Below are 22,576 nucleotides of genomic sequence, written 5' to 3' on the forward strand. Positions count from 1 at the left end.
CCGGACGGGGACAAGGTGGAGCGCCCAACCGGACGAACGACCTTGTCCCCGTCCGGACATCCTGGTGCCCTAAGCGAAGCCCGACGAGGAGATCCGCACCCACCCTCCGGCATCTCCGAGGAGCGGCCGGGGTCCGGGGCAGAGCCCCGGAGGGCCCCGCGGCAGAGCCCCGCCGGCACGTCAGACCCGCGGCGAACCCCCGCCAGGAGGTCCGGCCCAGGGGCGAAGCCCCGCCAGGAGGTCCGGCCCAGCGGCGAAGCCCCGCCAGGAGGTCCGGCGGGACGTCAGGCCCGCGGGCGAAGCCCCGGCGGGACGTCAGGCCCGCGGGCGAAGCCCCGGCCGGACGTCAGGCCCGCGGGCGAAGCCCCGGCCGGACGTCAGGCCCGCGGGCGAAGCCCCGGCCGGACGTCAGGCCCGCGGGCGAAGCCCCAGGGAGGCCCCAGCGCAGCCCCCGAAGAGCCTGGCTCGGGGCGACGCACGGGGAGGTCCCACACGGAGCCCGTCCGTGGCAGCCCTATGGATCCGATCCGGGTAGCGCCGCGATTGAGGCTCGCGCCCCGCGCGGAGCCCGCGCCAAAGGCCCGAACCAACCGCGGACCTGGCAAGCGGAGCGAAGCGCAGCGATCCCCGGCGGGAGCAACGGTCGTGCCCCCGGCGGACCCGGGAACCGACTCTGATCTCGGGACCTGACCTTGATCTCGGCTATTCGGGCGCGAGCCAGCTCTGTTCGCCGAGCCCCGCGATGTCCAGGACCCGCCGAACCCGCCGGGACGGGATCACCGCGAGTTGGGGGATGCGGTCCGTGAGGCGGACCAGGGCCTGGATGGCGGCCGAATCGAAGAACGTCACCGCGCGGAGGTCGAGGGTGACCTCGGTCGCCGGCTCGCGGGTCGCCGCCTGGAACATCTGGTCGGCGGTGGCCATGTCGACTTCACCGGTCACGACCACCCGGCGGTGGTCTGAGTCACCCTCGCTGGTGGCGGAGAAGACGGTCTCCTCTTGATCCACGGCACAACCTTGGCACACCCCTCGGGCCCCGGCAAGCGACCCGTCGGCGTCGCTAATGTGTGAAGCATGGCCGACCGTGCTCCGCTGACTCCCGGCAAGATCTCGCCGTGGCGCCAGGTGCCGCCCTCGATCCCCCGTCCGGAATATGTCGGGAAGAAGGGCCCCACCCCCTGGCGCGGCTCCAACGTGCAGACGCCGGAGACGGTCGAGAAGATGCGGCTGGCCTCCCGGCTCGCCGCGCAGGCCACCCAACTGGCCGGTGAGCACTGCAAGCCGGGCGTCACCACCGACGAGATCGACAGGGTGGTGCACGAGTTCCTGGTCGACCACGGTGCCTACCCGTCGACGCTGGGCTACAAGGGCTTCCCCAAGTCGTGTTGCACCAGCCTCAACGAGGTCATCTGCCACGGCATCCCCGACTCCACCGTGCTCGAGGACGGAGACATCATCAACGTCGACGTCACCGCGTTCATCGGGGGCGTGCACGGCGACACCGACGCGACCTTCCTGGTCGGCGACGTGGCCGAGGAGAACCGGCTGCTGGTCGAGCGCACACACGAGGCGATGATGCGCGGGATCAAGGCGGTCGCGCCCGGGCGGCAGATCAACGTGATCGGCCGGGTGATCGAGTCCTACGCGAAGCGGTTCGGCTACGGCGTCGTGCGCGACTTCACCGGGCACGGCATCGGCGAGGCGTTCCACAGCGGGCTCTACGTGCCGCACTACGACAGCCCGCGGCCGACCGACCTGATGGAGCCGGGGATGACCTTCACGATCGAGCCGATGATCACCCTGGGCACGCACGAATACGACATGTGGGACGACGGCTGGACCGTCGTCACGAAGGACCGCAAGTGGACCGCTCAGTTCGAGCACACGATCGTGGTGACGGAAGACGGCTACGAGATCCTGACCCTTCCGTGACCGGACTCGACCACCAGCTGCCCGCACCGCACCACCACGCCGACGTTTCCGGGGGCCGACTGCGGCCCGCGGTCTTCGGCGCCATGGACGGCCTGGTCACCAACATCGCCCTGATCGCCGGCGTGGGCGGCGGCGGGGTGACCTCGCACACCCTCGTGCTCACCGGCGTCGCCGGCCTGGTCGCCGGGGCGATCTCGATGGGCCTGGGCGAATACACCAGCGTGCGCAGCCAGAACGAGCAGGTCCGGGCCGAGGTGGCCAAGGAGCGACGCGAGTTGGAGCGGCACCCAGAGGCCGAGGCCCGCGAGTTGGCCGACGCCTGGGTCCGCCGCGGCCTGCCTCGCGACCTGGCCACCAAGGTGGCCGACGCGATGCGCGACAACCCGCGCGAGGCGCTGCGGATGCACGTCCAGGAGGAGATGGGCGTCGACCCCGAAGACCACCCGAGCCCGTGGGCGGCGGCGCTGCTGTCGTTCGTCTTCTTCTCGGTCGGCGCGGTCGTGCCGCTGCTGCCCTACCTGCTCGGCCTGTCCAACCTGTGGGCGGCCCTCGGCGCCGGCGGTGCCGGCCTGTTCCTGGCCGGTGCCCTCGTGGCCCGGTTCACCCAGCGGTCGTGGTGGGTCAGCGGGTTGCGGCAACTGGTGCTCGGTGCGGCGGCCGCGGCGGCCACCTACGGGATCGGCACGCTGATCGGCGTTTCGACCTCCTGATCGAACGCCGGCAGGCCGTCGATGCTGGTGGTGTTCTTGGCGCGGCGGTAGTCGGCCAGCGCCGCGTCGTCTTTCCGCTCGGCCCAGCGCACGAGCAGGTCGCGATCGCCCTCGTAGCTCATGATCGGCACCGAATAGCCGCACGAGTCGCTCACCCGGCTCACCTCGATGGTGATCACCGAGCGCAGCCCGTGGAGGTCGGGCGGGTTGTCGAAGTGCTTCAGCAGATCGTCGGCGGCCGGGTCGCCGATGGGCGCGAACGTGCCCCGCCCGTGCAGCCGCACGATGTTGGGCGGCCCCTCGAACGCACAGAACATGATCGTGATGCGCCCGTTCTGCCGCAGGTGGGCCAGCGTCTCCGCGCCGCTCCCGTGGAAGTCGAGATAGGCCACCCGATGCTCGTCGAGCACCGCGAACGTGCCGGCCATGCCCTTGGGCGAGACGTTGACGTGGCCACCGTCACCGGAGGGCGCGGTGGCGACGAAGAACATGTGCTGGGCCTCGATGAACTCTCGCAGCCGGCCGTCGATCCGTTCGTGCAGCTTCCCCATGGCGTCGATCCTGCCACCCGGTGGCAATCTCGCGCGAAGCCGTTTCAGCTGCTGGAAGCCGCTGCGACCAGCGCGGCGAACAGCCGATGGTCAGTGGTGTCCTCCGGGTGCCACTGCACGCCGAGGGCGAACCGCAGCGCCGGATCCTCGACCACCTCGATCAGGTTGTCTTCCGGACACCAGCCGGTGGCGGTCAACTTGCCCGGATCGGCGACGCCCTGATGGTGGAACGAGTTGACCTCGAGCGACTCACCGAGCAGTTGGCGCGCCAGCGACCCGGGCGCCAGATCGACCCGGTGGAACCCGAACTTCGGCCCCGACGTCGGCCGGTGGTTGTCATGCCCGAGCACGTCGGGCAGGTGCTGATGCAGCTTGCCGCCATAGGCGACGGTCATCAGCTGCATACCCCGGCAGATGGCGAGCAGCGGCAGCTCGGCGGCCAGGGCGGCCCGCAGCAGCAACATCTCGGCGGCGTCCCGCTCGGGCTTGACCTGGGTGGTCGGATGGGCCTGCTCGCCGTAGAGCGCCGGATCGACATCGGAGCCCCCGGTGAACACGACCCCGTCGAGCCCGTCGAGCGCGTCGACATCGGGCGCGTCGGGCGTGATGAGCACCGCGCGGCCGCCGCTGGCGTGCACCGCCTGCACATAGGCGAGCGGCAACACGGCGGCGAACGTGTCGTTGAGCCCGAACCTCGCCTCTTCGGCGTAGGTGGTCAGGCCGATCACGGGCCGGGACATTCGCTCACTCTAACCGCGTCCGCCGCCAGCGAAACCCAACATTCTCAGAGGCAAATCGCCGCCCGGCGGCGGGTGGATCTTCGAGCGGGGTCCCGGGTTCGCGGTGGTCCGGACCGTCGCTCCGCCGGGGAAACTCGCTGGCGCGTCGAGCCAGGCTCGCGGAACACAACCACCGGTGGCCGCGGTCCGCGGCGGGTCGAAGGTGCTGGCTGCGGGCGGGCCGGTCAGCCCGGGGAGCCAAGCCGGCCTGGGCGGGCCGGGTCAGCTCGGGACGCCGGCCGGGGCGGACCAGGTCACCCCCGGGAAGCCGGCCCGGGCGGGCCAGGTCACCCCGCCGGCCCTGGCGGGCCGGGTCAGCTTGGGGAGCCGGCGCGGGCGGCGTCGACCAGGCATTCGAAGATGCGGCGTTCGCCGGCTTCCTCCGGGTGCCACTGGACGCCCAGCACGAACGGCTTGGTCGGGTCTTCGATCGCCTCGATGACGCCGTCGTCGGCGCGGGCCGTGATCAGCAGCGAACCCGGATCCGCGACACCCTGGTGGTGGTAGGTGTTGACCTCCACCCGGCCGTCGCCGTCGGGGCCGTCGCCCGCCACCTCCGCGGCCAGGGAACCCGGCTCCAACTGGATGCCGTGCCAGCCGTAGACGCCCGGGCCAGGCCGGTGCTTGTCAGAGCCGACCACGTCGGGCAGGTGCTGGTGGAGCCGACCCCCGCAGGTCACCGCGAGCAGTTGCATGCCCCGGCAGATGCCGAGCACCGGCAGGTCGGTCCGGAGCGCCGCCTGGAGCAGCACGGACTCGCCGCGGTCACGGTCGGGTCGGCTGTCGGTGAGCGGACCGGGCGCCTCGCCGTAGAGGTCGGGTCCGAGGTCCGCGCCCCCCGCGATGATCAAAGCGTCGAGGGCGCGGAGGACGTCGGCGTCGGTGTCATCCGGCGGCAATATCACCGCCCGGGCGCCGGCGGCGGTCACCGCGTCGACGTAGGACTTTCTGATCAGCGCCGCATCCTGGTCGATCCAAACACCCCAAGAAGCGGGTTCTACATAGGACGTGATTCCGACGATGGGTCGCACGTTGGCTGAGAACCTCCTCCCCACAACTTTGCTACCCGACAACCCATTCGCCAAACGATCGCTACAGAGGTGTGACGTATGCCCCTGTAATTCCGCCGTCGACGACGAATTGCGCGGCCGTCATGAAGGAGGCGTCGTCGCTGGCCAGGAAGGCGACGGCGGCGGCGATCTCCTCCGGTGACCCGAAACGGCCCATCGGCACGTGTACGAGCCTGCGCGCGGCCCGTTCCGGGTCCTTGGCGAACAGCTCCAGCAGCAACGGCGTCGCGATCGGCCCGGGGCACAGCGCGTTGACCCGGATCCCCTCACGGGCGAACTGGACGCCCAGCTCACGGGTCATCGCGAGGACACCGCCCTTGCTGGCGGTGTAGGCGATCTGCGAGGTGGCCGCGCCCATCAGTGCCACGAACGAGGCGGTGTTGATGATCGAGCCCTTACCCTGCCGGCGCATGTGCGGGATCGCGTACTTGCAGCACAGGTAGACGCTCGTGGTGTTGACCCGGATGACCCGTTCCCAGGCGTCGAGTCCGGTTTCCAGGATCGAGTCGTCGTCCGGCGGCGAGATTCCGGCGTTGTTGAAGGCGATATCGACCCGACCGTACCTTTCGGCGACGCCGTCGAACAGCTCGCGGACCCCGGCCTCGTCGGCGACGTCGCAGAGCACGAACTCACCACCGACCTCGTCGGCCGCCGCTTTGCCCGCCGAAGCGCCGACGTCGACGCAGACCACCTTGGCGCCCTCGGCGGCGAAGCGGCGGGCGGTGGCCAGCCCGATGCCGCTGCCGGCACCGGTTATCACGGCCACCCGGTCTTGGAGCCTGTTCATCGAGCCTCTCAATCTGCTGCGAGGAAGACGTTCTTGACGTCGGTGAACGAGAGCAGCGCGTCGGGACCGAGCTCGCGGCCCAGCCCGGACTGCTTCATGCCGCCGAACGGGGTCGAGTAGCGGACCGACGAGTTGGAGTTGACCGAAAGGTTGCCCGTCTCGACACCGCGGGCAACGCGGATCGCCCGGCCGGTGTCGCGGGTCCAGATCGAGCCGGACAGGCCGTACTCGGTGTCGTTGGCGAGCCGGATCGCGTCGGCCTCGTCGTCGAAGGGCAACACGGAGACAACGGGACCGAAGATCTCCTCGCGCCAGTGCCGGTCGCTGGGCGAGCCGGCAAGCAGAACCGTTGGCGCGTACCAGAATCCGGGTCCTTCCGGCGCGTTGCCCGTGAACGCCACGCGAGCATCGGCATCCACATAGGACGCCACCGACGACCGCTGCGCCGCGGTGATCAGCGGGCCCATCTGCGCCGTCTCCAGCGCCGGGTCTTCCACCCGGAACGCCCTGACCGCCGGCTCCAGCAGCTCCAGGAAACGGTCGTACGCGCTGCGCTCGACCAGGATCCGGGACCGCGCGCAGCAGTCCTGGCCGGCGTTGTCGAAGACCGCGGCGGGCGCACCGGCGGCCGCTTTGGCCAGGTCGGCGTCGGCGAACACGATGTTGGCGCTCTTGCCGCCGAGCTCCAGCGTCACCCGCTTGACCTGGTCGGCACAGCCCCGCATGATCCGCTGCCCGACCTCGGTCGAGCCGGTGAAGCACACCTTGCGCACGGCCGGATGGGTGACAAACCGTTCACCGACCAGGGACCCACGTCCGGGTACGACGGTGAACACACCCTGTGGCAACCCCGCCTCGAGCGCCAGTTCACCCAGCCGCAACGCCGTCAACGGCGTCACCTCGGCCGGCTTGAGCACCACGGTGTTGCCGGCCGCGAGCGCGGGCGCGAACCCCCAGCCGGCGATCGGCATCGGGAAGTTCCACGGCACGATCACCCCGACCACGCCGAGCGGCTCGTGGAACGTCACGTCGAGCCCGCCGGCGACCGGGATCTGCCGCCCCATCAGCCGCTCCGGCGCACCGGCGTAGTAGTCGAGCACGTCGCGGACGTTGCCCGCCTCCCAGCGGGCGTTGCCGATGGTGTGCCCGGAGTTGCGCACCTCGAGCTCGGCCAGCTCCTCGACGTGCGCGTCGACGACGGCGGCGAACCGGCGCAGCAGCCGGGCCCGGTCGGCGGGCGCCATCGCGCGCCACCGCGGGAAAGCGGCGTCGGCCCGCTCGATCGCGGCGTCCGTGTCGTAGAGACTGCTCGCCGGCACGGTCTCGATCGGCAGCCCGGTTGCCGGGTTGACCAGTTCGGTCACTGTGTTTCTCCCCTACAAGCGCTCGAAGCCGCGGAACAGCTCCCAGTCGGTGACCGCCGCGTCGAAGGCGGCCAGCTCGACCCGGGCCCGGTTGGCATAGTGGTCAACCACGTCGTCGCCGAATGCGGCACGGGCGATCGCCGAAGCTTCCCAGAGCGCGGCGGCCTCGCGCAGCGTGCCCGGCACCCGCGGCGACGTGTCATCGCCGTAGGCGTTGCCGGTGAACTCCGGCTCCAGCGGCAACTCGTTCTCGATGCCGTGGATCGTGCCGGCGACGAGTGCGGCGATGGCCAGGTAGGGGTTGACGTCGGCCCCCGGCACCCGGTTTTCCACCCGCATGCCCTGCCCGTGGCCGACCAACCGCAGCGCGCAGGTGCGGTTGTCACTCCCCCACCGCAACGCGGTCGGCGCGAACGAGCCCGGCTGGTAGCGCTTGTAAGAGTTGATGTTGGGCGCGAACAGCACGCTGAACTCGCGCATGGTGGCGAGCAGGCCGGCCAGCGCGTGCTGCCCGATGTCGGACAGGTGTGCGGGCCCGTCGCCCAGCATCGCCGACCGGTCATCGGCGCCGCGCAACGAGAAGTGCACGTGGCAGGAGTTGCCTTCGCGCTCGTTGGGCTTGGCCATGAAGGTGATCGACATGCCCTCCTGCGCCGCGATCTCCTTGGCGCCGTTCTTGTAGATCACGTGGTGGTCGGCGCAGGTCAGCGCGTCGGCGTAGCGGAAGGCGATCTCGTGCTGCCCGAGGTTGCACTCGCCCTTGGCACTCTCCGGCACGAGCCCCGCGCCGGCCATCTCGTTGCGGATCCGGCGCAGCAACGGCTCGACCCGCGCGGTGCCCAGCATGGAGTAGTCGACGTTGTAGAGGTTGGCCGGCGTCATCTCGCGGTAACCACGCCGCCAGGCGTCCTCGTAGGAGTCACGGAAGAGCACGAATTCGAGTTCGGTCCCGGCGTACGCCGTGAGATCGTGTTCGACGAGCCGGTCGAGCTGGCGGCGCAGGATCTGCCGCGGGCTGGCCGCGACGTCGCCGGAGCCGTCGAGCCAGGCGAGGTCGGATAGCAGCAGGGCGGTGCCGGGCTGCCACGGCACGCGCCGCAGGGTGCTCACGTCGGGCACCATGGCGAAGTCGCCGTAGCCACGCTCCCAACTCGACATCGCGTAACCGTCGACGGTGTTCATGTCGACGTCGACGGCGAGCAGGTAGTTGCAGCCCTCCGCGCCGGACTGGGTGACCTCGTCGAGGAAGAACCGGCCGTGCAGCCGCTTGCCCTGCAGGCGCCCCTCCATGTCGGTGAGGGCGAGGGCGACGGTGTCTATCTCGCCGCCGTCGACCGCCACGGCGAGCTCTTCGAGCGTGAGCGCCGGTTCTCGGGTCATCCTCGCGCCTCCATCAGAAAAGGTCTACTCGTAAACCATTAGGTCGTCAATCATCCGAGCAAGCCTCGCAACAGCTCGGCCGTGGCGTCACAGTGCTGCTCCATCGTCGCCCGCGCCGCCACGGCGTCACCGGCAAGAATCGCGTCGACGACGCGGGCGTGTTGCCGATCGGAGTGGTCCAGGTTCTTCGCGATCACCGGGATGCTTGCCAGCAGCCCGTCCAGGGTGAGCTGCACGTCGGCGACCGCGGCGGCCAGCGAGGGACTCCCGCTGGCGGCGGCGATGGCCAGGTGCAGCCGGGAGTCGGCGACCCGCCGGGTGGCCGGATCCCGGTCCCGCGACGCGCCGAGACAGGCGACAAGATGCTGCCGGTCGACGGCGGCGAGGGCCCGCGTGGCGGCCAGCCCCGCCGCTCCCGGCTCGAGCACCCGCCGAAAGTCGAGCGCGTCGTGCAACGCGTCACCCATCTGCCGCGCCAACTCCGCGGCGTCACCCTTCGGCTGGCGCCTCGGTCCCTTGTCGACCTCGGCAGCGGTCATCGGCGAGATGACGAAGGTCCCACCGGTACGCCCGCGTCGCGACTCCAGATACCCGGCCTCACGCAGGGCCCGGATCGCTTCCCGCAGGGTGACCCGGCTGACCTGCAGCCGCTCGGCGAGTTCCCGCTCGGCCGGCAGCCGGTCCCCTTCACCGACAAGCCCGAGCCGAATCGCCTGCGCCAGCCGCGACACGGTGATCTCGAACGCGTTCCCGCCCCGAACAGGCCGCCACAGCGGCACACCGGAGACCTTGGCCGCTTCCTGCCTGGCCCGCCCGCCCTGCCGACCGGAAACCGCGACCACCGCGCTCCCACCGCCCGCCCGAGCGGCCGCGGTCACCCGCCCCTGCTTCGCGGCCTCGACACCCGTGCGGCGCGAAATCCTCGGTACCACCGCATCGTCGGCCGATGCGCGCTCCCTTTCCGGCGCGGCTGCCTCGCCACCGGAAGCCCGCGCGACGGCCTTGCGCCCTCCCACCGACTCGGCCACCTTGCGACCCGACACGCCACCGGCCACGTCAACAACCGATGCCGACGCGACCTCCTTGCGCCCTACCGCCGCACCGCCCACCTCGCCACCCTCCGGCGCGACCCTCCTGCGGCCCACCGCCGCACCGCCCACCGCGCCACCCCCCGGCGCGACCCTCCTGCGGCCCGACGCCGCACCGCCCACCGCGCCACCCTCCGGCGCGACCCTCCTGCGGCCCGACGCCGCACCGCCCACCGCGCCGCCCCTCGGCGCGACCGCCTTGCGGCCCGACGCCGCACCGCCCACCGCGCCGCCCCTCGGCGCGACCGCCTTGCGGCCTGACGCCGCAGGGGCAATCTCGCCGCCCTCTTCGCGGCCCGGCGCCGCACCCGTCGGGTCACTGCCCTCCTCGCGGCCGGATGCCGGCCTGACGGCCCGACGGGCCCGCGGGCGCGGCGGCTCGCCGGCGGCGGATGCGGAGCGGCCGCGGCGGGGCGAGATGGGAGATTCGGTCGCGGGTGCGTTGGCGGCCGGGGCTGCCGCCGCCTTTGACGGGCGGGTACGGCGGCGCGGTGAGGCTGGGGTGTCCGTGGCGCCGCGGTCGCTGGGCGGTATCGGCGGCACGCCGTCTTCGGGCGCGGGCGCGGGATCGGCCGCGGCCTGACGTGGGGCCCGCGCGCGCTTTCGGGCGGCGTCGGTGGGCATTGGTGCGTACCCCCAATGGGATGTGGCCTGTCTCCCGCGGCCGGTGAGCCGCCGGCCGCGGGAGAGCATTGGGCCCGAGGGTCAGGGTGTGTTCGCCACGTCGGGAGCGCCCTGTTCCTCGATCGTACGGCGGGGGCCGGTGAACCAGTGCCGGGCCGAGAGCACCCACCAGAGCCAGACCGCCAGGAGTACGCCGCCGATGGCCAGGGGGGCGTAGTTGACCGCGCTCCAGGTGAAGTCGTCGCTGAAGGGGACCGCGGCCGGCGTGAACGGCATGATGAAGTAGACCGAGATCACCGCGATCTCGATCACCGCGATCCAGCCCAACACCTTGTATTTGGGCCCCAGCGTCCACGGGCCCGGTCGGAACCGGTCGCCCATCCGCAGGCGCAGCGCGATCGGGATCAGGAACGCCAGGTAGAGGCCGATGACCGCGACCGAGACGACCGCGTAGAACGCGACCGGGATGCCGTTGTACTGGTAGAGCGCGGGCAGGGTGAGCACGCCGCCGGCGACGGTGCCGGCGATGATGGCGTACACCGGCGTGCCGTTGCGGTCGACGCGTGACCACATCCGCCAGCCGGGGATCGCGCGGTCGCGGCTGAAGGCGTAGGTCATCCGGGACATCGAGGTCACGCAGCTCATGCCGCAGAAGAACTGGCCGATCGTCGAGATCACGATGACGATCTTGAACATCACCGGCGTGAGTGCCGTCTCGAAGATGGCGCCCGAGAAGCCGCCCGCCTTGTTGATCGCGTCGACGTCGGTCGCCGCGAACAGGAAGGCCAGCAGCAGGATCCAGCCGCCGATGGCCGAGTAGAAGATGGATTGCCAGAGACCCCGGGCCGCCGCGTGCGAGGCGCCGCGGGTCTCTTCCGAGACGTGGGCGCAGGCGTCGAAACCGGTGATCGTGTACTGCGTCAGCAGGAACCCGAGCGGCAGGATGAAGAACCAGAACATCAGGCCGTTGTGGTCGCCGTTGCCGAAGCCCGAGTTGTTGAAGCGTTCCGTGAAGACGAACTGGAAGCTCTGGTGGTGGTCGGGCACGACGATCAGGATCAGCACGACCGCGGCCGCGCCGGCGACGTGCCACCAGACCGAGATGTTCTGCAGGACGTCGATGATGGCGTGGCCATAGATGTTGATGATGCCGTGCAGCGCCAGGATGATCACGAACAGCAGGAACGCCTGGTTGAGCGTGCCGGCCCAGCCGTCGAAGAGCGCCGACAGGGTCAGGTTGAGGAACGTCGCGCAGCCGTAGTCGACCGACGCGGTGACCGCGATCAGGCCGACCAGGTTGAGCCAGCCGGTGAACCAGCCGTGCACCGGCCGGCCCATCGTCGCCGCCCACCAGTAGATGCCGCCGGCGGTCGGGTAGGCCGAGACGAGTTCCGACATGCAGAACCCGATGATCAGGATGAAGATCGAGATCAGCGGCCAGCCCCACGAGATCGCGACCGGGCCGCCGTTGTTCCAGGCCTGGCCGAACGTGGTGAAACAGCCGGCCAGGATCGAGATGATGGAGAACGAGATGGCGAAGTTGGAGAAGCCGCTCCATTTACGCCGTAGTTCCTGCTTGTAGCCGAGTTCCGCGAGCCGCTGGGCGTCATCGTCCAGTGGCTGCTCACCCGTGGCGGGCGACGTGGTCGTCACTGCAACACCTCCCGGAGGTGGTCAGGGGTGGGCCGGGCGGCCCGCGGCGACGTCGATCAGGCGACCCAGGTCGGGTGCGTCGAGATCGGCGGTGGCGCGGGCCCACTTGTCGGCCGCTTCGTTCCAGTAGTCGAACGTCGAACCGGGCGCCCGGAGCAGGCCGTGGTGCACCGAGAACCAGAGCGTCCAGGTCACGTTGGACAGGATCAGGTTGAGCCGGACCCGCGCGATCAGGGCGGATACGGTCTCCGTTCCGAAGTACGCGGCCGCGAGCGCCGCCGTCTGGTCGGGGTCGAAGTCGGCCTCGGCCGCTATGTCGCCCAGCTCGAAGGCCGGGTCGTTGTTGCCGGACAGTTGGTAGTCGATGATGCGGACCTCGCCGGCCAGGTCGATGAAGTTCTCCGGCAGCAGGTCGTTGTGGCACGGTCGCGAACGCAACGGCCAGATCGACAGCGTGGTCGCGATCAGGTCCACGATGGACTGGCGGTCGTGATAGCCGTCCGGCACCCGCAGGCCGTGCCGGACACAGATTTCGAGCAGTTCCCGCCGTTTGGCGAGAATGTCGAAGTCGTTGGCGAACGATGGCCCGGCGTGCAACCGCCGGCAGGCGGCCGCGATCCGCTTGATGCCGGCCGGGTCACGCACGTCGGCCGCGTGCAGCGTGCGGCCCGGCAGGAACTCGAGCACCAGCGCCGGCACCTCGGGCAACACCTCGATGACCCGGGCGCCGGCGCCGCTGTCGGCCGCCCGCAGGGTGTTGTCGATCTCCTGTTCCGGCGCGATGCCGAGACCCGCGTCGGAGACCGCCGGATCGAGCACCCGCAGCAGATAGCTGCGCCCGCCGGTGTCGACCCGCCAGATATGATGTGAAAGCCCGCCGTCGATCGGCGTCGCACGCATCGCACGCCCGGCGAACAGCGAGACGCGCCGCAGCACGTCGTCGACCTCGGGTCGGCCCGCCATCCGCATGCACGCCTCCGCATGCCGTGTCTTAGGCGGGAGTGTTGCCCTGTGTGATCACCGCGGTCAATACTCACGAGGATAGAAATTCACTGACCGGACAGCCGATTTGGTCTTACCTTTTCGGTGGTAGGAACTCACCTGTGCGGACCGAAGCGCGGGTCGTGGTCATCGGTGGCGGGGTCGCGGGCTGCAGCATCGCCTACCACCTCGCCCGCCTCGGCTGGACCGACGTGCTGCTCGTCGAGCAGCACGAGCTGACCGAGGGCACCACCTGGCATTCGGCCGGCTTCGTCGGCCAGCTCCGCTCCACGATCAGCCAGACCCGCATGATCATGTATTCGTCGGGTCTCTACGCCGAACTCGCCGAGCAGACCGGGCTCGACCCCGGCTGGCGGGGCGTCGGTGGGATGCGCCTGGCGACCACGCCCGCGCGCGAGGAGGAGTTGCTGCGGCAGGCCTCGGCGGCGACAACGTACGGCCTGGAGATGGAGTTGCTTTCCCCCGCCGAGTTGGCCGCCCGGATGCCGATGCTCGACGTCTCCGACGTGTTGCGTGCCGGCTGGCTGCCCGGCGACGGCTATCTGCGGCCTGACGCGCTGGCCGGGGCCCTCGCCGCCGGGGCGCGCGCGTTGGGTGTCACGTTCGCGACCGGCACGACGGTGACCGGTATCGAGGTGGTCGACGGGCGGGTCCGGGCGGTCGAGACGTCGCGGGGCCGGGTCGCGACCGAGACCGTGGTCAACGCGGCGGGTGCGGCGGCCGGGCATGTTGGTGCGCTGGCCGGGGTCGCGGTGCCGGTCGTGCCGATCAAGCATCAATACGTGGTGAGCTCTCCGCTGGCGTTGCCGCCGCTGCCGACCGTTCGCGACCCCGACCACATCGTCTACTTCCGCGGCTCCGACGATCCGGAGACCCCCGACGGCCTGCTGATCGGCGGCTACATCCGTACCCCGTCGGTCTGCTGGCCCGCCGCCGGGCCGCCGCTCGCGACGCCACGCTCGCTCTTCCCCGCGGAGCTGGACCTGTTCGCGGAGTCGTGGGCGGCGGGCCAACGCCGGGTGCCGGCGCTGCGCCCGGCGTCGATCGCCAAGGTCGTCAACGGCGCGGAGGCCTTCACCCCCGACGGCGAGTTCCTGCTCGGCGAGACGGCGACCCGCGGCTTCTGGGTGGCGGCCGGCTTCTGCGTGCACGGCCTGGCCGCGGCCGGCGGCGTGGGCAAGGTGCTGGCCGAGTGGATCGTCGACGGCCAGCCGGAATACGACGTGTCCCACATGGACATTCGCCGGTTCGGCCGGCACGCGGCCAGCCGCAGTTGGGCCACCGAGAAGGCGCTCGACGCGTACTCCCGTTACTACGACGTGGTCTACCCGCACACCGAGTGGACGGCCGGCCGCCCCTTGCGCCGATCGGCGATCTGGCCGCGCACCCAGACCGCCGCGCTGGGCGAGAAAGCTGGTTGGGAAAGGGTCAACTGGTTCGCACCGTTGCGGGACGACGACCCCGACGCCGTCCGGCCCGCGGGTTGGGCCGGGCGGACCTGGTCTCCGGCGATCGCGGCGGAGTGCCGCGCGACCGCCTCGGTGGCCGGCCTGTTCGACCAGTCCTCGTTCGCGAAGCTCGACGTGCGCGGCGCGGGTGCGCTCGCGTTCCTGCAATGGATGTGCGCCAACGACGTCGACCGGCCGATCGGTGGGGTGGTCTACACCCAGTTGCTCAACGCCCGCGCCGGCATCGAGGCCGACCTGACGGTGACCCGGCTGGCCGACGACCATTTCCGCATCGTGACCAGCACCGCGTCGGGCGTCCGCGACGCCGCCTGGCTGCGCCGCCACGCACCCGCCGACGTGCGGATCGACGACGTGACCGGCGCGTACGGCTGCCTGTGCCTGTGGGGCCCGGCGGCCGGCGAGATCGTCGCACCGCTGGTCGGCGGCCAGCTCGACACCCGCTTCATGCGGGCCGGCGAGGTCACCCTGGGGCCGGTGCCGGTGCTGGCGCAGCGGGTCACCTTCGTCGGCGAGTTCGGCTGGGAGTTCTACGCCGCGACCGAGTACGTGCTGACCCTGTGGGACCTGCTGCTGTCTTCCGGCGACGCCCGGCCCGCCGGTTACCGGGCGATCGAGTCGATGCGGCTGGAGAAGGGCTACCGGGTCTGGGGCTCCGACATCACGCCGGAGACCACGCCCGACGAGGCGGGGCTGTCGTTCGCGGTCCGCGCCGACAAGTCCTTTCTCGGCAGCGCGGCCCTGCTGGCGGCCCGCGGCCAGGGCGGGCCGGCGCGCCGTCTGCGCTGCCTGATGCTCGACGACCCGACCGCGGTCTGCCTGGGCACCGAGCCGGTCCGGGTCGACGGCCGGCCGGTCGGCCGGGTCACCTCGGGCGGCTACGGCTACCGCGTTGAAGCCTCGATCGCCTACGCCTACCTGCCCGGGCCGGTGCCCGAGGGCGCCCGGGTCGAGGTGGGCATGTTCGGCCGGTGGCAGCCGGCCACCGTCGTGGCGGAGCCGCTCTACGGCCCGTCGAACAGCAAGCCCTAGCCCACGGTGGTCTCCACCGGCGGCGTCACCTCCTCCTCGGCGTCGGGGATCGGCTCGCCGGCGAGCCGGCGCAGTGGCGAGAACCAGGCCACGATCACGCCGATCCCGGTGATGCCGGCCGTCACGATGATGGCCGTGCGCGGACTCGACGCCTCCGACACCACGCCACCGGCCAGAGCGCCCAGCGGCCAGCCGACCCCGAACGACGCCATCCGGCCCGCGGTGTTGACCCGGCTCTGCAGCCGGTCGGGCGTCACCCGCTGCCGCAGTGTGATCGCGTTGAGGATGACCACCGAGTAGACCACCGCCCACAACGCCAGCATCAGTGCCGCGACCAGCCAGTTGGTGGACAGCCCGCAGGCCAGCCCAGCCGCGGCCGACAGCGGTAGGAACCACAGCGTCACCCGCGGCTCGCCCAGCCGCCGCGCCAGGCGCGGGAACAGCAGTGCCGCGACGATGCCGCCCGCGCCCCAGACCCCGTACATCACACCGAGGCGGGCGTCGTTGGTCGGCCGCACGCCCAGCGTCTGGTCGAGCCAGGGCACGAACTGGCCCATGAACGCGCCACCGGTCATCGACTGCAGCCCGCCGACGATGGTCTGGGTGCGCACGATGGGTTGCCGTCTCAGGAACACGACGCCTTCGCGGATGTCGCGCAGGAGGCCCGCCGGTGGCGCCGTGGCCGCACTCTGCAGCGGCACGCCGATCGCCCGCACCAGCACCGCCGAGACGACGAACGAGACCGCGTCGACGAGCAGCAGCGGCGCCGGCGCGGTCAGCGTCAGCAGCACGCCGGCGATGCCCGGCACGACCAGCTCCAGCACCGTGCTGCCGCCGTGCACGGCCGAGTTGGCGGCGGCGATGCGGGCGCGGCCGACCAGGGCCGGCAGGGCGCCGAAGTTGGCCGCGTCGAAGAAGACGAACAGGATCTGGGTCAGGAACGCGACCACCAGCACGTGTGGCGCGGTGAGCACCCCGAACGCGTAGGCGGCCGGGATCGAGCCGAGCACCAGACCGTTGGCGACGTCGGCGGTGACCATCACCCGGCGGCGGTCGAGGCGATCGGCCAGGGCGCCGGCGAACAGCCCGAAACACAGGTAGGGCAGGCCCTCGGCGACGACCACGAACGCCGTCCACAGGCTCGACCCGGTCACCGAGTAGATCAGCACGGGCAGCGCGACGTAGGTGACCAGCGAGCCGGTGACCGACACCATGCGAGCCGCCCAGTAACGGCGGAAGTCGGGTTGGGCGAGGAGACTCACGCGGACATCATGCCGGTGGGCACCGACAAATACGTTGCCCTGTCGGTCCGCATACCGCATGCTTGATCTCAGGTCAAGAGGGCCGCCAAAGACACCGCGCACTCGGCACGCGCGTGCGCACCGGTGCGATTCACCTCTCTCGTCGCACCGGCGCGAGGCGACGGGCGGGCGCGCACACCACGCGCGTCCGCCTGCTCGTCACCCGGCCGGCAGCTCCCTCTTCTGCAGCATGCCGGTGATCGTTCCGGGTGCCGCCGGCGTGCCGAAATACAGGCCCTGCCCGCTGTCGCAGCCCAGCGCCGTCAACCGCTCGACCTGCTCGAGCGACTCGACGGACTCCGCGGTGACCGACAGCCCCAGCGCGTGCGCGAGCCGCACCAGCGCGTCGACGATCCGCTCGGCGACCACGCTCGCCGGGTCTTGCGCGCGCATCCCGTCGACGAACGGCCCGGCCAGCTTCAGCGTGTGGATCGGCAACTGCCGCAGGTAGGCCAGGTTGGAATAGCCCGTGCCGAAGTCGTCGATCGCCAGCCGCACGCCGGTGTTGGCCAACCGCCGCAAGGCCCGCACCGGCTCACCGCCGGTCGCCATCACCGCGCTCTCGGTCAGCTCGAGCTGCAGCAACTCGGGCGGCAACCCGCCGACTCGCAACGCGGCGGCGACGTGCTCGACGATGTCGGGATCGCTGGCCTGGCGCGCCGACAGGTTGACGCTGACCACCAGCCGGGCCCGGGGAAACTCGGCGTGCCAGCGGCCGGCCTCGACGCAGGAGCGTTCGAGCACCCACTGGCCGAGCCGCGTGATCAGCCCGGTCTCCTCGGCCAGCCCGATGAACTGGTCGGGTTGCAGAAGACCAAGGGTCGGGTGCTGCCAGCGTACGAGTGCCTCGACCGCCCGCATCGTGCCGTCGCCCAACGAGACGATGGGTTGGTATTCCACCACGAACTCGTCGCGGCTCAGCGCCGCCGGCAGCGCCGCCGCCAGCGCGGTGCTGGTCGCCTCGCGGGCCGCCCGCTCCGGGTCGTAGCGGGCCCAACGGCCGCGGCCACCCTCGGCCTTGGCCCAGTAGAGGGTGGTGTCGGCGGCTTTCATCAGGTCGGTCGCCGCGCCGTCGGTGACGAACCGGTCGACGATGCCGACGCTCGCCGAGACGGAGAGCTGGTGCGCTCCGATGTAGACAGGTTCGGCGACGGCCCGCAGCGCCGCCTCGGCCACCTGGACCGCGGTGCCGTCCTGGTCGACGTCGGCGACCAGGATGACGAACTCGTCGCCGCCCATCCGGGCGACCAGGTGGCCGGCGCCGGCGACCGCCTCGGCGAGCCGCCGGGCGACGACGATGAGCAGCTTGTCGCCGACGTCGTGGCCGAGCGTGTCGTTGATGGCCTTGAAGCCGTCGAGGTCGAGGAAGCAGACGCCCACCCGGCGGTCGTGCGCCGGGTCCTGCATGACGGTTTCCAGCCGCTCGAAGAAGAGCGTGCGGTTGGGCAGGCCGGTCAGCGGGTCGTGCAGCGCCTGGAACCGCAGGCGTTGCTGCAACGCGTACCGCTCGGTGATGTCTTGCACCATCGCCACGGTGAACCGGGGCCGCCCGTCGTCGTGGCGGATCAGGCTGACCGCGAGGTCGGTCCACAGCTCGCTGCCGTCCTTGCGGAAGTAGCGCTTCTCCAGGCGTACCCGGTCACGCTTGCCTTCGATGAGCTCCTCGTAGAGCTGCCGCACGTCGGGGCCGTCTTCCGCGTGGAACAGCACGCTCACGTTGATCTCGCGCATCTCCTCGCGCGAGTAGCCGAGCATGTCGGCGAAGGCCTGGTTGACGTCGACGACGTTGCCGGACAGGTCGGCGAGGCCGATGCCGATCGCGGCGCCGCTGAAGACGGCACGGAACCGCGCCTCGCTGTCGCGCAGTGCCTGCTCGACCTGGTCGCGGGCCTCCCAGGCCGACCGGCTGATCCGCTCCTGCTGCGCGAACGTGCGGTCGCGCAGAGCCCACGCGAAGCCCTCGGCGAGGGCCGCCTGTGACTCGGCGAGCCGGCCGGGCAGGTCGGGCAGGTCGAGGCCGGGGACCACGTCGTCGACCAGGTGCTCGGCGACCGCCTTGACCGACCAGCCCAGCGTGCCGGGCTCGGTCAGGTTGGCCTCGACCAGTGCCCGGCCGACGTCGCGGGCACGTTCGTCGCTGAACTCGTCGGCCGCCAACGCCTCCGCGAGGCCCACCGCGTGCGCGGTCAGCAACCGCTCGACCTGGTCGGACGACATCGGCACGAACGCCCGCCGGGCGATGGCGCGCGCCCACCGCCTGGCGTAGCGCGCGGCGCCCGAGGTGCTGACCTCCGCAGCGGAGAGTGCCATCGTCAGCCCGCGACCGGCTTTCGGCCCACCCCGCCGAAGGCGCCGAACCGCTCGGGGTGCTCGTCGACATCGTCGGGCGACTCGGGCCGCCACAGTGGCATGTGGACCACGCCGGGCTCGACCAGCTCGAACTCGCCGAAGAAGGCGGTGACCTGAGCCTTGGAGCGCAAGGTGATCTCGGTCGCGGTGCGGGCCGACAGCTTCTGCGCGTCGAGCATCTCCTGGGGCTGGTCCTCATAGGTCGAATGGGAGATGACCAGATAGCTGCCCGCCGGCACCGCGTCGCGCAGGGCGGCCATCAGGCGGTCGGGGTCGTCGCTGTCGGGTACGAAGTGGACGACGCCCGCCAGCAACACGCCCACCGGCTTGGCGAAGTCGATGAGGCCGGTGGCGCGCGCCTCGCGCAGGATGTGCTCGGGGTCGCGCATGTCGGCCTGGATGACGGCGGTGCGCGGGTTTCCCTCCAAAATGGAGCGGCTGTGCGCGACCGCGACCGGGTCGATGTCGACGTACACGATGCGGGCCTCGGGGTTGATCTCCTGTGCCACCTCGTGCACGTTGCCGACGGTCGGGATGCCGGAACCGATGTCGAGGAACTGGTCGACGCCGAGGCGGCTCAGTTCGGCGACCGCGCGGCGCAGGAAGGCCCGGCCGGCGCGCATCGTGTCGGCCAGGTTGGGGGTCATCGCCGCGATCTGCTCGGCGAGTTGCCGGTCGATCTCGAAGTTGTGCGCCCCGCCCAGGAAGTAGTCGTAGACCCGCGCTGCGCTGGGGCGGGTGAGATCGACCTCCGTCGGTAGCGCCCTCGACTGTTCCATCGTCCGCCTTCGTTCGATGTCGCTGGGGCTCCTGGTCGCGCCCGAGCATACTTCTCCGCACGGCGGTGCGGGCGACCCGCGTCGTACCCCCTATTTTGCGCCTTCGGCGGCCGGCACCGGCTCCTTCGCTGGCCCTCCCGTCGAGGTCGAGGTGGGCAGTTGCTCGAAGAGCATGCCCGCCTGGTGCGCGAGCGCGCCGACCACGGCAGGCACCACCGGAAGGATCCAGTCGGCGATGATGCCGCGGTGCGGGAGGTTCAGGATCAGCACCGCCGCGGCCGCGCCGCCGAACCCGTGCACGAGACCGCGCCACGCGGCCCGGCCGGTCTGCGCGACCGCGGCGATGCGGGCGGCGCGCCCGGTGAGGTTGGGGAAACTGGTGAGGGCGCGGGCGTCGCGGCGGCCGAAGTTGAGGCCGGTGACGCCCGCCGTGACCGAGGTGGCGCCGACGACGGCGGGCAACAGGTCCTGGGTCATCAGATAGAGCACGAGGAAGGTGGCGGCGCCGATCCCGACGGCGATGCCGGCCCGTTTCCACTCGCGCTTGTCGCCCGGATACCAGTAGTACTTGGTCGTGCCCTCGGAGACCTTCTTCTCGATCCTGCCCATCGAGGACCTCCAGTGACGGTTGGTGTTGGCTCCGTCACGTAGCGTAGGTCCTCGGAGGAATCCGGCATTCGGGCAATAATCGAACTATCCCAAATGCTGAGATCAGAAGAGCACGGTGGCGAACTCGCCGACCGGACGGAAGCCACAACGGGCGTACGCCCGGCGGGCCGGCTGGTTGTAGTCGTTGACGTAGAGGCTGACCGTCGGCGCCACCCGGCGCAGCGCGTCGCGCATGACCGCGGCCAGCGCGGGGGCGGCCAGGCCCTTGCCGCGCCAGGCGGGTGCGACCCAGACACCCTGGATCTGCGCGGTGTGCTTGGTGATGACCGCGAGTTCGGCCTTGAAGACCACTTCACCATCGACGAAGCGGGCGTACGCGCGGCGGGCCCGGACCAGGTCGGCCACCCGTCGCCGGTATCCGACCCCGCTGTCGTCGACCAGTGGTGAGACGCCGACCTCCTCGGTGTACATGTCGACCGCGGCCGGGAAGAGGTCGTCGGTCTCCTCGGTGCGCACCACCCGGACGCCGCGGTCGATGGTCAGGTCGGGCATCGCGTCGGCGACCAGCAGCGGCTGGTGTGGACGGATCTCGCGGGCCGGGCCCCAGTCGCCGGCCAGCCGGTCCCAGAGCCCGAGGACGGCATCGGCCCGGCCGACGATCGACGAGCAGGTGCGGTCTTCGGCGGCGAGGCGCTCGGCGAAGGCCGCGACCGCGGAGGGTCCGGCGTGGACGGGTGTCAGGTGGCCGCCGAGCCAGCAGAGCGCCTCGACATGGCGGCGGGATCCGTACCCGAAGACCCGCCCGTCGGCCCGCCACCAGGCCAGCCCCCGCGCGGCGACGCGCTCGGCCACCTGCGCGGCGCCGTAGGGGTCGGTGTCGAGGAGTCGCTCGACCGCCCCACGCTCGGTCTCGCCGAGCTGCCGGACGGGGACCATCAACACGCTCTCAAGCGTGCCAGATCGTGCTCGCGACGGCTTCCCCCGGATTGCCTGTCTGTCGATCTCCCCATCGTGTGACCCGTACCACATCGTGTTGTCGGCGATGCATTGCCGATATATCGTCAACGTATCGACAACAGATCGGAGGACGACCATGAGGTTCCAACGAGAAAATCTTCATCGCGGCCATCACGGTGGCCATGACCAACGGATGCGCGGGCACGGCTTCCCCGGGGGCGACTTCGGTGGCCCCGGCTGGGGGTTCGGCCCCGGCGGTTTCGGTGGCTTCGGTGGTTTCGGCCCAGGCGGACCCGGCGGTCGAGGCCGCGGGCGCGGTGGGCGCCGACCCAACGTCCGCGCCGCACTGCTGGCGCTGCTCACCGAGCGGCCGATGCACGGCTACGAGATGATCCAGGAGCTCGAGCAGCGGACCGGCGGCATGTGGCGGCCGAGCCCGGGTTCGGTCTACCCCACGCTCCAGTTGCTGGAAGACGAGGGCCTGATCATCAGCACCACCGAGGGCGGCCGCAAGAGCTTCGCCCTGACCGAGGCCGGCCAGGCCGAGGCGACCCAGGCCGCCGAGCAGGCGCCCTGGAGCGCCTTCGAGGCCGCCGGCGCCGTCAACAGCTGGCACGACATCCGCGAGGCGGCGATGGGCACCATGAACGCCCTGCGCCAGGTGCTCCGCAACGGCACCGACGACCAGCGGACGCGCGCGGCCGAGGTGCTCGACGAGGCCCGCCGCAAGCTCTACGCGATCCTCGCCGAAGAGCCCGAGACCCGGTGACCCGGGATGTGGAAGAGCGCCACGGATTCCCGTGGCGCTCTTCTGTTTCTAGTTGACGGCGACCGCTGTCGGCGCCGCGCCAGCCCCGCCCGCGCCCTTCTCGCCCGCAGTCTCTCGTCCGTCGTGCGCCGCGCCCGTCGTGCGCGCAGCCTCGCGCCTGTCGTGCCCGCAGCCTCGCGCCCGTCGTGCCCGCGACTTCTCGCCCTGGCGCCCGCGGCCCGCGACCTCACACCCCCCGCGCCCGTGGCGCCTGCGACTTCTCGCCCTGGCGCCCGCAGCCCGCGACCTCACACCCCCCGCGCCCGTGGCGCCTGCGACTTCTCGCCCTGGCGCCCGCAGCCCGCGACCTCACACCCCCCGCGCCCGTGGCGCCT

Annotated in this window: 19 protein-coding genes; 4 read left to right on the plus strand and 15 right to left on the minus strand. The window is 71.3% G+C overall.

The window, feature by feature from the left end:
* Positions 1-702: 702 nt before the first annotated feature.
* The gene (locus tag AB0J74_RS37590; protein WP_363457652.1) at positions 703-1,008 is read right to left on the minus strand and encodes an STAS domain-containing protein; all 306 of its coding nucleotides are present in this window, start codon (positions 1,006-1,008) and stop codon (positions 703-705) included.
* A 66-nt stretch (positions 1,009-1,074) separates the two neighbouring features.
* Between AB0J74_RS37590 and map the strand changes: the two genes are divergently transcribed.
* Together map and AB0J74_RS37600 are read left to right on the plus strand one after the other, a co-directional pair.
* Positions 1,075-1,932 (plus strand): type I methionyl aminopeptidase, encoded by an 858-nt coding sequence (gene map, locus AB0J74_RS37595; RefSeq protein ID WP_363457654.1) that lies wholly within the window; start codon positions 1,075-1,077, stop codon positions 1,930-1,932.
* 83 nt (positions 1,933-2,015) lie between these two features.
* Positions 2,016-2,642, plus strand: a complete 627-nt coding sequence (locus AB0J74_RS37600; protein ID WP_363457737.1) for a VIT1/CCC1 transporter family protein — start codon at positions 2,016-2,018, stop codon at positions 2,640-2,642.
* Here the strand turns inward: AB0J74_RS37600 and AB0J74_RS37605 are convergent.
* From AB0J74_RS37605 to AB0J74_RS37645, 9 genes are all read right to left on the minus strand, one after another.
* Entirely contained in the window at positions 2,603-3,193 is a 591-nt protein-coding gene (locus AB0J74_RS37605) for a pyridoxamine 5'-phosphate oxidase family protein (RefSeq protein ID WP_363457657.1), read from the minus strand. The genes AB0J74_RS37600 and AB0J74_RS37605 overlap by 40 nt on opposite strands.
* A gap of 44 nt (positions 3,194-3,237) precedes the next feature.
* Positions 3,238-3,933: a gamma-glutamyl-gamma-aminobutyrate hydrolase family protein gene (locus AB0J74_RS37610; protein WP_363457660.1), complete on the minus strand. Its 696-nt coding sequence runs from the start codon at positions 3,931-3,933 to the stop codon at positions 3,238-3,240.
* A 353-nt stretch (positions 3,934-4,286) separates the two neighbouring features.
* Entirely contained in the window at positions 4,287-5,003 is a 717-nt protein-coding gene (locus AB0J74_RS37615) for a gamma-glutamyl-gamma-aminobutyrate hydrolase family protein (RefSeq protein WP_363457663.1), read from the minus strand.
* A 61-nt stretch (positions 5,004-5,064) separates the two neighbouring features.
* Positions 5,065-5,829, minus strand: a complete 765-nt coding sequence (locus AB0J74_RS37620; protein ID WP_363457666.1) for a 3-oxoacyl-ACP reductase — start codon at positions 5,827-5,829, stop codon at positions 5,065-5,067.
* Positions 5,830-5,837: 8 nt separating this feature from the next.
* A complete protein-coding gene (locus tag AB0J74_RS37625; RefSeq protein WP_363457669.1) occupies positions 5,838-7,193 on the minus strand; it encodes an aldehyde dehydrogenase family protein in 1,356 nt (451 codons plus the stop codon).
* 12 nt (positions 7,194-7,205) lie between these two features.
* Positions 7,206-8,573, minus strand: a complete 1,368-nt coding sequence (locus tag AB0J74_RS37630) for a glutamine synthetase family protein (RefSeq protein ID WP_363457672.1) — start codon at positions 8,571-8,573, stop codon at positions 7,206-7,208.
* A 50-nt stretch (positions 8,574-8,623) separates the two neighbouring features.
* On the minus strand, positions 8,624-9,451 hold the full coding sequence (locus AB0J74_RS37635) for an FCD domain-containing protein (protein WP_363457676.1): 828 nt from the start codon (positions 9,449-9,451) through the stop codon (positions 8,624-8,626).
* A gap of 915 nt (positions 9,452-10,366) precedes the next feature.
* Positions 10,367-11,938 carry an amino acid permease gene (locus AB0J74_RS37640; protein ID WP_363457678.1) on the minus strand — a complete coding sequence of 524 codons (1,572 nt, stop codon included), beginning with the start codon at positions 11,936-11,938 and terminating at the stop codon, positions 10,367-10,369.
* A 21-nt stretch (positions 11,939-11,959) separates the two neighbouring features.
* Entirely contained in the window at positions 11,960-12,907 is a 948-nt protein-coding gene (locus AB0J74_RS37645) for a choline/ethanolamine kinase family protein (protein WP_363457681.1), read from the minus strand.
* A 134-nt stretch (positions 12,908-13,041) separates the two neighbouring features.
* Here AB0J74_RS37645 and AB0J74_RS37650 point away from each other — a divergent pair, with 134 nt between their 5' ends.
* Complete coding sequence (locus AB0J74_RS37650) at positions 13,042-15,438, plus strand: FAD-dependent oxidoreductase (RefSeq protein ID WP_363457683.1); 2,397 nt, start codon at positions 13,042-13,044, stop codon at positions 15,436-15,438.
* Here AB0J74_RS37650 and AB0J74_RS37655 read toward each other — a convergent pair.
* From AB0J74_RS37655 to AB0J74_RS37675, 5 genes are all read right to left on the minus strand, one after another.
* Positions 15,435-16,700 (minus strand): MFS transporter, encoded by a 1,266-nt coding sequence (locus tag AB0J74_RS37655; protein WP_363457686.1) that lies wholly within the window; start codon positions 16,698-16,700, stop codon positions 15,435-15,437. The two genes, AB0J74_RS37650 and AB0J74_RS37655, sit on opposite strands and share 4 nt — an antisense overlap.
* 198 nt (positions 16,701-16,898) lie before the next feature.
* Positions 16,899-19,049, minus strand: coding sequence for an EAL domain-containing protein (locus AB0J74_RS37660; protein WP_363457689.1), 2,151 nt, complete (start codon positions 19,047-19,049; stop codon positions 16,899-16,901).
* Between the two features lie 2 nt (positions 19,050-19,051).
* On the minus strand, positions 19,052-19,867 hold the full coding sequence (locus AB0J74_RS37665; RefSeq protein ID WP_363457691.1) for an SAM-dependent methyltransferase: 816 nt from the start codon (positions 19,865-19,867) through the stop codon (positions 19,052-19,054).
* 90 nt (positions 19,868-19,957) lie between these two features.
* On the minus strand, positions 19,958-20,476 hold the full coding sequence (locus AB0J74_RS37670; protein ID WP_363457694.1) for a hypothetical protein: 519 nt from the start codon (positions 20,474-20,476) through the stop codon (positions 19,958-19,960).
* Positions 20,477-20,578: 102 nt separating this feature from the next.
* Positions 20,579-21,418 carry a GNAT family N-acetyltransferase gene (locus AB0J74_RS37675; RefSeq protein ID WP_363457697.1) on the minus strand — a complete coding sequence of 280 codons (840 nt, stop codon included), beginning with the start codon at positions 21,416-21,418 and terminating at the stop codon, positions 20,579-20,581.
* A gap of 208 nt (positions 21,419-21,626) precedes the next feature.
* Here AB0J74_RS37675 and AB0J74_RS37680 point away from each other — a divergent pair, with 208 nt between their 5' ends.
* The gene (locus AB0J74_RS37680) at positions 21,627-22,202 is read left to right on the plus strand and encodes a PadR family transcriptional regulator (protein ID WP_363457700.1); all 576 of its coding nucleotides are present in this window, start codon (positions 21,627-21,629) and stop codon (positions 22,200-22,202) included.
* Positions 22,203-22,576 lie beyond the last annotated feature (374 nt).

This window comes from Asanoa sp. NPDC049573 (genome assembly GCF_040676615.1).
Classification (GTDB): Bacteria; Actinomycetota; Actinomycetes; order Mycobacteriales; family Micromonosporaceae; genus Asanoa.